The following is a 9,694-nucleotide window of genomic DNA, read 5'->3' on the forward strand; positions in this document are numbered from 1 at the left end:
GCGCCGGGCACGGTGCGGGATCTCCTGCCCGCTCCTTCGAGCGGCCGGGATCAGAGGCTGCCGGCGGCCAGGGCCTCGATCGCCTTGCGGACGCCCTCGCCGTAGGCCGGGTCGGCCTTGGTGCAGTTGGCGATGTGGCGCGCGACGGTCTGCTCCGACGCGCCGTTGATGGCGCGCGCGGTGTTCTCGAAGAGGGCCTGCTGCTGCTCGGCGGTCATCAGGCGGAACAGGTTGCCGGGCTGCTCGAAGTAGTTGTCGTCGTCCTCACGGAAGTTGAACCGGTCGGCGACGGCGCCCACGGCCTGGCTCGGCTCGCGGTAGGTCGGCTGGTCGGGCCAGCGGCCGTAGGAGTTGGGCTCGATGCCCGGGGTGGACCCCTGGTTGCCGTCGACCCGCATGGCGCCGTCGCGGTGGTAGGTGTTCACCGGGTTCTTGGCGGCGTTGACGGGGATCTGGTGGTGATTCACACCGAGGCGGTAGCGCTGGGCGTCGCCGTAGGAGAAGAGACGGCCCTGCAGCATCCTGTCGGGCGAGTAGCTGATGCCCGGCACCACGTTGGCCGGGGTGAAGGCGGCCTGCTCGACGTCCGCGAAGTAGTTCGCGGGGTTGCGGTTGAGCTCCCACTCGCCGACCTCGATCAGCGGGTAGTCCTTCTTCGACCAGACCTTGGTGAGGTCGAAGGGGTGGAAGCGGTAGTTCTCCGCGTCGGCCTCCGGCATGACCTGGATGAACAGCTTCCACTTCGGGAAGTCGCCGTTCTCGATCGCCTCGTAGAGGTCGCGCTGGTGGGACTCGCGGTCCTTGCCGACCAGGGCCTCGGCCTCGGCGTCGGTGAGGTTCTTGATGCCCTGCTGGGTGCGGTGGTGGAACTTGACCCAGAACCGCTCGCCCTCGGCGTTGATCAGGCTGTAGGTGTGCGAGCCGAAGCCGTGCATGTGCCGGTACGAGGCGGGGATGCCGCGGTCGGACATGACGATGGTGATCTGGTGCAGGGCCTCGGGGAGGTTGGTCCAGAAGTCCCAGTTGTTCTCGGCGTCGCGGAGGTTGGTGCGCGGGTCGCGCTTCACCGCGCGGTTGAGGTCCGGGAAGCGCAGCGGGTCGCGGAAGAAGAAGACCGGGGTGTTGTTCCCGACCAGGTCCCAGTTGCCCTCGTCCGTGTAGAACTTCAGGGCGAAGCCGCGGATGTCGCGCTCGGCGTCGGCCGCGCCGCGCTCACCCGCGACGGTGGAGAACCGGGCGAACATCTCGGTCTTCTTGCCGACCTCGGAGAAGATGTTCGCGCTCGTGTAGCGGGTGATGTCGTGGGTCACCGTGAACGTACCGAAGGCGCCCGAGCCCTTGGCGTGCATCCGGCGCTCCGGGATGACCTCACGGTCGAAGTGCGCGAGCTTCTCCAGGAACCACACGTCCTGCAGGAGCATCGGACCGCGCGGACCGGCCGTCAGGGAGTCCTGGTTGTTGGCGACCGGCGCGCCGGCGGCCGTCGTCAACGGCTTCTGGTTGTTCTCGGTCAAAGCTCGCTCCTCGGTGAGTGGTTCTTCGCTGGGATCAAGGCCTGCGTTCCTGGCCGTCCGAGCATCCGCGCAAGCCGCTTCGCGGCCCTCGCCGGATACCCTACATTGGACAAGGTCTAAGTCAAGGCGACTTTCAGAACCATACCTGTTCTTGAGCTGGGTTCCATCGCTGGTTAGGGTGACGCGCATGAGTGATCTCTTGAAGAGGCTTCGGGAGCGTGGCTGGCGTCTGACCGCGCAGCGGCGTGTCGTCGCCGAGGTCCTCGCCGGAGACCATATCCACCTGACCGCCGACGAGGTGCACGCGCGGGCGACGGAGCGGCTGCCCGAGATCTCCCGGGCGACGGTCTACAACACCCTGGGCGAACTGGTGTCCCTGGGCGAGCTCCTCGAGGTCTCGACCGACCACCGCGCCACGCGCTACGACCCGAACGCGCGCCGTCCCCATCACCACCTGCTCTGCGACCGCTGCGGAACGATCCGCGACGTGCACCCGACGGGCGACGCCCTCTCGGCCCTCCCGGAGTCGGAACGCTTCGGGTACACGGTCTCCGGCGTCGAGCTGACATACCGCGGGATCTGTCCGGACTGCGCGGTGTGACGCCGGGTGCGGCCCGGCGGCCCCCCGGGCCCGTCCCGGGGGAGAAGCGAAGGGGCGCGGACACCGGGTGTTCCCGGTGTCCGCGCCCCTTCGCGTACCGCCGCGTCGGGCGGGTCCCGATCAGTCCTCCGTCGACGCCGTGACCGAGGGCGACGGCTGCTGGGCCGCCGCCGCGGTCTTCTTCGCCGTCGTCTTCTTCGCCGTCGTCTTGGCGGTCGCCTTCTTGGCCGTCGTCGTCTTGGCGGTCGCCTTCTTGGCCGTCGCCTTCTTGGCGGCGGTCTTCTTGGCGGCCGTCGTCTTGGCAGCGGTCGTCTTGGCGGCGGTCTCCTTGGCCGTCGTCGTCTTCTTCGTGGCGGCCTTCTTCGCCGTGGCCTTCTTGGCGGTCGCGCGGGCGGCCTTCTTGACCGGAGCCGTCTCCTCGGCGGCCTCCTCGACCGCCTCCGCCTCGGTGGCGGCGGGCGCCTCGGTGGCGGCCTCCGGCGTCCCGTCGGCCGGGCCCTCCCGGTCCGCCGTGGCCGACGGGACGACCACGACGGCCGCCTCCTCGGACGCGGTGGACACGGTCGGCTTGCGCACCGCGCGGCGGCGCGGGCGCGGCGGCGCGGCGGTCCCGGCCGCCGCCTCGGGCGCCTCGGCCGGGGACTCCTCCGCCACCGGCTCGGGGGCCTGCACGGGCTCCGACGGAGCGGCCGCGGGGGCGGTCTCCGCAACGGTCATCACCGCGGCCTCCGCACCCGCCGGGGAACCGGCCGGCGCGGACGCCTTGCGGGTGGCCCGGCGACGCGTGCGGCCCGCGGGAGCGGCCGTCCCGGCGGCGGGTGCCCCGGCAGGGGCTTCGGCGGGTGCCTCGACGACCGGGTCCTCCGCGGCGGCCGGTGCGGCGTGCGCCTCGGCGGCCGGCTCCGGCTGCACCGGACGCGCGGCCTCCTGAGCGGCCGTCGTGTCCTGGGCCGTCGGCACCTGGGCCGTCGGCTCCTCGGCGATGACCGCGCCCGCGGTCTCGGCGGCGGCCGGCTCGCGACGGCGCTCCTCGCGCCTCGGCGTGCCCGCCGGGGCCGAGGCCCTCCGGCTCGTCCGGCGGCGGGTGCGTCCGCGGGTGGCCGCGGCCTCCGCCTCGGCGGCGCTGCTGTACAGCTCCTCGTCGGGGGTGTACTCGGGGGCCGGCAGCGCGACCGGTTCGGCAGTTTCGGCGGCGACCTCGGCCGCCGTCTCCGGCTCCGACTCCGCTTCCGCCTCCTGCTCCGCCGTCGTGACGAGGTCGGCCTCGTGCTCGTGGACGTGCTCGGCCCCGGCCCGCGCGCGCTTCCTGCGCTTGCCGCCGCCTCCGACGGAGGTGGGCTGGTCCAGGTGGACGATGACGCCGCGCCCGTTGCAGTGGACGCAGGTCTCCGAGAACGACTCCAGCAGGCCCTGGCCGACCCGCTTGCGGGTCATCTGCACCAGGCCCAGCGAGGTCACCTCGGCGACCTGGTGCTTCGTGCGGTCCCGGCCCAGGCACTCGAGCAGGCGCCGCAGCACCAGGTCCCGGTTCGACTCCAGGACCATGTCGATGAAGTCGATGACGATGATGCCGCCGAGGTCGCGCAGCCGCAGCTGGCGCACGATCTCCTCGGCCGCCTCCAGGTTGTTCCTGGTGACGGTCTCCTCGAGGTTGCCGCCCTGACCGGTGAACTTGCCGGTGTTGACGTCGATGACGATCATCGCCTCGGTCCGGTCGATCACCAGCGAACCGCCGCTGGGCAGCCAGACCTTGCGGTCGAGCGCCTTGGCGAGCTGCTCGTCGATCCGGTACGTGGCGAAGACGTCGACCTCGCTGGTCCACCTCTGCAGCCGGCCGGCCAGGTCGGGCGCGACGTGCGCGACGTAGCCGTGGATGGTCTCCCATGCCTCGTCGCCGCTGACGATGACCTTGGAGAAGTCCTCGTTGAAGATGTCCCGCACGACCCGGACGGTCATGTCCGGCTCGCCGTACAGCAGCGTCGGCGCGTTCGAGCCGCCGTTCCTGGACTTCTTCTTGATCTCCTCCCACTGCGCCTGCAGCCGCTCGACGTCACGGCGCAGCTCGTCCTCGCTCGCGCCCTCGGCGGCGGTGCGCACGATGACGCCCGCGTCCTCGGGGACGATCTTCTTGAGGATGGTCTTCAGCCGGGCCCGCTCGGTGTCGGGGAGCTTGCGGCTGATGCCGGTCATCGAGCCCTCGGGGACGTACACGAGGTAGCGGCCCGGGAGGGAGACCTGGCTGGTCAGACGGGCGCCCTTGTGCCCGATCGGGTCCTTCGTCACCTGGGTGAGGACCGGCTGGCCGGACTTCAGCGCGGCCTCGATCCGGCGCGGGCCGTTGGCCATGCCCAGCGCCTCGAAGTTGACCTCGCCGGCGTAGAGCACGGCGTTGCGGCCCTTGCCGATGTCGATGAAGGCGGCCTCCATCGACGGCAGCACGTTCTGCACCTTGCCCAGGTACACGTTGCCGACGTACGAGGTGGCCTGCTCCTTGTTGACGTAGTGCTCGACGAGCACGCCGTCCTCCAGGACGCCGATCTGCGTGCGGTCGCCGTACTGCCGGACCACCATGACGCGCTCGACGGCCTCGCGGCGGGCCAGGAACTCGGCCTCGGTGATGATCGGGACGCGTCGGCGGCCCTGCTCGCGGCCTTCCCGGCGGCGCTGCTTCTTCGCCTCCAGGCGCGTGGAGCCCTTGATGGACTGCACCTCGTCCGACGGCTCGGCGGCCTTGCGCGGCTCACGCACCTTGACGACGGTGCGCTCGGGGTCGTCGCCGGAGGCCTCGGCCTCGCCGCCGCCGTCCCCGGCCCGGCGACGCCGGCGACGACGGCGCCGGCTGCTGCTGGAGCCGCCCGTGCCGCCCGTGTCGTCACCGTCCTCGGCCGACTCGTCGGTGTCGTCCGCGTCGTCGGCGGATCCGTCGGCGGTGTCCTCGGTGTCCTCGGTGTCGTGCTCGGCGTCGTCCTCGGACTCGTCGCCCTCGGCGTCGGTCTCGGCGGACTCGCCGCGGCGACGGCGACGGCCGCCCCGGCGGCGGCGACGGCGGGAGCCGGGGCCCTCGTTCTCGTCCTGGTCGTCGTCCGCGTGGTCCTCGGCCTGCTCGTCGACGTCGGCGTCGGCGTCCGTCCCGTCCTCGGCGCGGGCCTCGAGGGCGGGCTCGGCACGGGTGCCGGAAGCGGCCTGGGCGGCCGGTGCCGCCTCGGTCTCGTCGGCGGCGCCCCGGCGGCGGCGCCGGCGGCGGGAGGCGACGGGCTGCTCCTCCGGGAGCTCCTCGATCTCCTCCGGCTCCTCGGGCTCCACCGCGCCGGCGGCCTCGGCGGCCGCTTCGGCGGCGGCCCGCTCCGGGGTCTGGAACTGGGGCTCGGTGAACACGGGGGCCTGGAAGACGGCGACCGCGGGACGTGCGGGACGCCTCGTCGTCCCGGCCCCGGCGGCCGCGGCCGCACCCGCGGCGGGCCGGGCGGGCTCGGCGAATCCGGCGGCGGCCTTGCGGACCGCGCGGCGTCGGCGGCGCGGAGCGGCGTCCTCCGCGGACGCCTCGGAGGCCGCGGGGGCCTCGGGGGTCTTCGGGGTCTCTGCGGTGGTCTCGCTCACGGGAGCCTTCGCCTCCTCGGCGGGGGAGGCGGCGGTCTCGGCGGACGGAGCGGCCTGACCGGCCTGCGCCGTCTCGGCGGTCGCGGGGGCGGAGACACGGCGCGAGGCGCGACGCCGGGTGCGGCGGGGAGCCGCGTCGTCGGCGGCGTCGGCACCGGCGGTGTCCGCCGGGGCGGTGTCCGCCGGGGCGGTGTCCGCCGGGACGGCCTCCGCGGGGGCGGCGGCCACGGTGCTCTCGGCACTCGCGGCGCTCCGGTCCGCTCCGGCGGTCTCGGGGACGGCGGCCTCGGAGACGGCGGCCTCGGAGACGGCCGTCGTCGGCGAGGTCACGCGGCGCGTGGCGCGACGGCGCGCCCGCGGCGGAGCCGCTTCCCCGGCTGGCGCGGCGTCCGCGGCGGACTCGGCGGGCTCGGCGGACTCGGCGGACTCGGCCGCCGGAGCGGCCTGGGGCTCGGTCGCCGCTACGACGGTCTCTGCGGCGCTCGCCGTCTCGGGCTCGCCCGCGGACGAGGCGGGGCGGCGCACCACGCGACGGCGCCTGCGCGGAGCGGCGTCGTCCGCGGCGGCCGGCGCCGGCTCGGGCGCCGCGGCCGTTTCGGCCCCGGTGTCCTGCGCGGCCGCGGGTTCGTCGGTGCCGTCGAGCGGCTCTGCGGGCCCGGCGGCCGGTATGGCCGGAGCGGTCGTCGCGTCCGCCGTGCCGGAGGCCGTCGCGGGCGGGCCGGCGGGGCGGGAAGCGGCCCGGCGCCGGCGGCGCGGCGGCAGGGTGTCGCTGGGGCTGTTCTGTTCGGAGCCCTCTGTGGGCTCGGTCGGTTCGAGCATGCGGGGGTTTCTCCCGTCAGGCTCCCGGGCGCCGCACCCGGTCCGGCGATGCCGGTGACGTCCGCGGTGCGCGCGAAGCGCGGTTACCGCCGTCCGGGGCGCGGGCGCCGCACGGGAACTCTCTGTGTCCTGTCTCGCCGGTTCCGTACACCGAATGCGCACGGCCTGGCGAAAGTCTTGTGGTGGGTGCGCTGCCCGACCCAGGTGGCTCCCGAGGTACGAGGGCGGCGCTACGACGTCCGTCCCTACGCGGAACCTTCCTTACGCGGGCACCGTCGCGGTGGCAGTGGGGCCGGCCGGATGGGGCTCGGTCGCTGCTGCCTCGCGGTCGGGCGCAAGCGGGTCGGTCACCGTGCCGGTCTCTTCATCGAGCAGCCCCTGCGCCAGCCTGGTCACCGCTGCGGGGACCGGCGGCGCCAGATCGGCCACGGCGCGGAGACCGGACAGGACGTCGTCGGGTCGAACGGCAGGCGTCACGTGCCGAACAACCAGCCGCAGTATCGCACAGGGCCGGCCGCTCGGCCTATCGGCCGGTGATGAGGGTGTTTCCACGCTCTCCAGTTCCACGACCGCGGAACGGGTGTCGAAGGTACGGACGCCGTTCTTGGTCCGGCGCTGCACCTCGACGGTTTCCGCCGCGTTGAAGGCGTCCACCGCTCGGCGGGCCTCCTCGGCGCCGACACCGTCCAGCCGCAGCTCCCACACCGAGGCCGTGAGCCGGTCGGCGAGCCCCGAGGTGCGGGCCTCGGCCGCCTCCACGATGTCGAGGCCGGTGGGCAGCGACTCGTCGAGGAGCGTCCTGAGCAGTTCCGGGTCGCGCTTTTGGGTGAGCGCGATCTCGAGGTACTCCGCCTCACTGCCCGTGCCGGTGGGTGCGGCATTGGCGTATGAGACCTTCGGATGCGGCGTGAACCCCGCCGAGTACGCCATCGGCACCTCGGCGCGGCGCAGCGCGCGCTCGAAGGCACGCTGGAAGTCACGGTGGCTGGTGAACCGGAGGCGGCCGCGCTTGGTGTAACGCAGTCGGATGCGCTGCACCGCGGGTGCGGGCGGCGGGCCTTCGGGCTGTCGCTTGCCCAGTGTCGTTCAGTCCTTCGTGAGTGCGGTCGTACTGCTACCAAGAGTACGCGTGTCACCGCCGATAGGTTCCCGTAGGTTCCCGTCCCGTGCCGGCCCCCGTTCCCCGGCGAGTGCCCGGCGGAGGTCGGCACGGGCCTGCCGCAGCGTCAGGCGTGCGGAGGCGAGGGACTGCCGGACGGCCCCTCCCGCGGCACGCGCCGCCGCCGCGGCCGGCCGCAGGACCGCGTCCCGCACCGTATGCCCCACCGGCGTCAGGACACGCGTGTACACCCGGCGCGCCGGTTCCACGACGACCCACCGGAAGAGGGCCGCCAGGAAGCGCCCCACCGCGAGCGAGACGTACCCGGCGACCCGCCAGGCGTGCCCGAGGGCGTCCCGGGTCTCCCGCGCGACGACGGCGAACACCCGCCCGGCCGGCACCAGGACCCAGCGCCACACGGCGAGCAGGGGCAGCACGCACAGGATCCGGGTGATCCAGTACAGCCCCGTGCCGACGCCGGTGACGAGCACGCCCGCCAGCCACGCCAGCCCCCGGGCGCACCGGGCGACGGCGCGTCCGAGCGGCGTGAGCACCCACCGGTACAGCCAGGCGCAGGGCACCACGACCAGGTACCGCGCGAGCCGGGAGAGGACCGCGAACACCCCGAGCCCGATCGCGGCGCAGACGGCCGCGATCCCCCGCACCACCCACGCCACCCCGTGCCCGAGGGGCGTCAGCACGCGCGCGTACAGCCACACCAGCGCGTGCCCGAACGGCACGAGCACGTGCCGGTACAGCCCTGCGGCGGGCACGACGACCAGCAGGTTCCCGAGCCGTGCGAGCGCCCGGCCGAGCGGCACGAGGACGTACCGCCACAGTCCCGCCGACGGCTGCACGAGGAGCGCGTGCCCGGCCCACAGCAGCGCCCGTCCGAGCGGCTGGAGCACGGCGCGCTCCAGCCACCGCGCGGCGGCGGCGCACGCGTCCCACGCCAGCCGCGCCGGCAGGACCACGAGGAACACGACGACGCGCACCGGCAGGCGGACCGCCACGGTCAGGCACCCCTCGCCCGCCGGCTCCGGCTGCCGCCGCGCGGACGGTGTCGTTCTCCCGGCGTCCGGCTTCTCCAGGTCCATGGAGGGAAGGACGCCCCGGCGAGCCGTTCGGATGCACCGGTACCGCCCCCGCTGGCCCGGACACCCTCAAATCTACAATGCTGTAGAAATCAGCTCCGGAGTGTCACCGCCGCGCGAACCCACCGGCTCACCCGCACCGCGGGCATGGCGCGCGGCCCGAAGGAGCAGATACAGCACGATGAACGACCACCCTGCCCCCACGGGCGCCGCGCCCCGGCGCCGGCCCCTGCGCCACGTCCTGGCGCGAAGAGCCCGCGCCCTCACCGAGGCCCGCTGGTTCGCCCTGTCCGTCTTCACCCTCATCATCGTCAACGCGGCCCTGCTCGGGGCCGAGACCTACAGCGGACTCGCCCGCGAGTGGCGCCACGGATTACACCTCGCCGAACACCTCTGCCTCGCCGCCTTCACCGTCGAGATAGCCGTACGCGCCTGCGCCCACGCCGACCGCCCCCGCGACTTCTTCCGCGATCCCTGGAACCTCTTCGACCTGGCCGTCGTCGCCTGCGCGTTCCTGCCCCTCGTCCGCGAGAACACCACCGTCCTGCGGCTCCTGCGCCTGGCCCGCGTCCTGCGCACCGCCCGCTTCCTGCCCCAACTGCGCATCGTCATCGTGGCGGTGGCCCGCAGCCTGCCCGGCACCGTCAGCTTCCTGCTGGTGGGCACGCTCCTGCTGTACGTCTACGCCATGGTCGGCTGGGTCTTCTTCGGCGAGGCGAACCCGGGCCAGTACGGCTCACTCGGCCGCGCCGCCCTCACCCTCTTCCTGCTGATGACCCTGGACGGCCTCGGGGACGCGGTCCACGCGGGCCTGGAGGTGTCCCGCTGGAGCATCGTCTACTACGCCTCCTACGTGCTGATCGCCTCGTTCGTGCTGGTCAACGTCCTCATCGGAGTCGTCATCAGCTCCCTGGAGGAGGCCCGCGAGCTGGAACGCGAGCAGTCCCCCGCCCCTGACGCCCCGTCCGCC

General features: G+C 73.7%; 6 protein-coding genes. 2 read left to right on the plus strand and 4 right to left on the minus strand.

The genetic code is table 11. The annotated features are described in order from the left end of the window. Positions 1 to 50 precede the first annotated feature (50 nt). Complete coding sequence (locus AOK18_RS14675) at positions 51 to 1,514, minus strand: catalase (RefSeq protein ID WP_055694640.1); 1,464 nt, start codon at positions 1,512 to 1,514, stop codon at positions 51 to 53. A gap of 187 nt (positions 1,515 to 1,701) precedes the next feature. Between AOK18_RS14675 and AOK18_RS14680 the strand changes: the two genes are divergently transcribed. Further along, entirely contained in the window at positions 1,702 to 2,115 is a 414-nt protein-coding gene (locus AOK18_RS14680; RefSeq protein ID WP_055570731.1) for a Fur family transcriptional regulator, read from the plus strand. Positions 2,116 to 2,235: 120 nt separating this feature from the next. Here AOK18_RS14680 and AOK18_RS14685 read toward each other — a convergent pair whose 3' ends face one another. The 3 genes from AOK18_RS14685 to AOK18_RS14695 all read right to left on the minus strand — a co-directional run bounded on the left by AOK18_RS14685 (position 2,236) and on the right by AOK18_RS14695 (position 8,727). Beyond that, entirely contained in the window at positions 2,236 to 6,531 is a 4,296-nt protein-coding gene (locus AOK18_RS14685; protein WP_055694641.1) for an Rne/Rng family ribonuclease, read from the minus strand. A gap of 261 nt (positions 6,532 to 6,792) precedes the next feature. Beyond that, a complete protein-coding gene (locus tag AOK18_RS14690) occupies positions 6,793 to 7,569 on the minus strand; it encodes a TIGR03936 family radical SAM-associated protein (RefSeq protein ID WP_055694642.1) in 777 nt (258 codons plus the stop codon). A gap of 48 nt (positions 7,570 to 7,617) precedes the next feature. Further along, positions 7,618 to 8,727 carry a hypothetical protein gene (locus tag AOK18_RS14695; protein ID WP_055694643.1) on the minus strand — a complete coding sequence of 370 codons (1,110 nt, stop codon included), beginning with the start codon at positions 8,725 to 8,727 and terminating at the stop codon, positions 7,618 to 7,620. 178 nt (positions 8,728 to 8,905) lie between these two features. Here AOK18_RS14695 and AOK18_RS14700 point away from each other — a divergent pair. After that, positions 8,906 to 9,694, plus strand: a 789-nt coding sequence (locus tag AOK18_RS14700; protein WP_055694644.1) for an ion transporter, incomplete at its 3' end; no start/stop codon positions are given.

Source organism: Streptomyces prasinopilosus (assembly GCF_001419695.1).
GTDB lineage: Bacteria > Actinomycetota > Actinomycetes > Streptomycetales > Streptomycetaceae > Streptomyces > Streptomyces prasinopilosus.

Coding starts and splice junctions, on each gene's coding strand:
- AOK18_RS14680 (WP_055570731.1), top strand. CDS start 1,702: ATGAGTGATCTCTTGAAGAGGCTTCGGGAGCGTGGCTGGCGTCTGACC.
- AOK18_RS14685 (WP_055694641.1), bottom strand. CDS start 6,531: ATGCTCGAACCGACCGAGCCCACAGAGGGCTCCGAACAGAACAGCCCC.
- AOK18_RS14695 (WP_055694643.1), bottom strand. CDS start 8,727: ATGGACCTGGAGAAGCCGGACGCCGGGAGAACGACACCGTCCGCGCGG.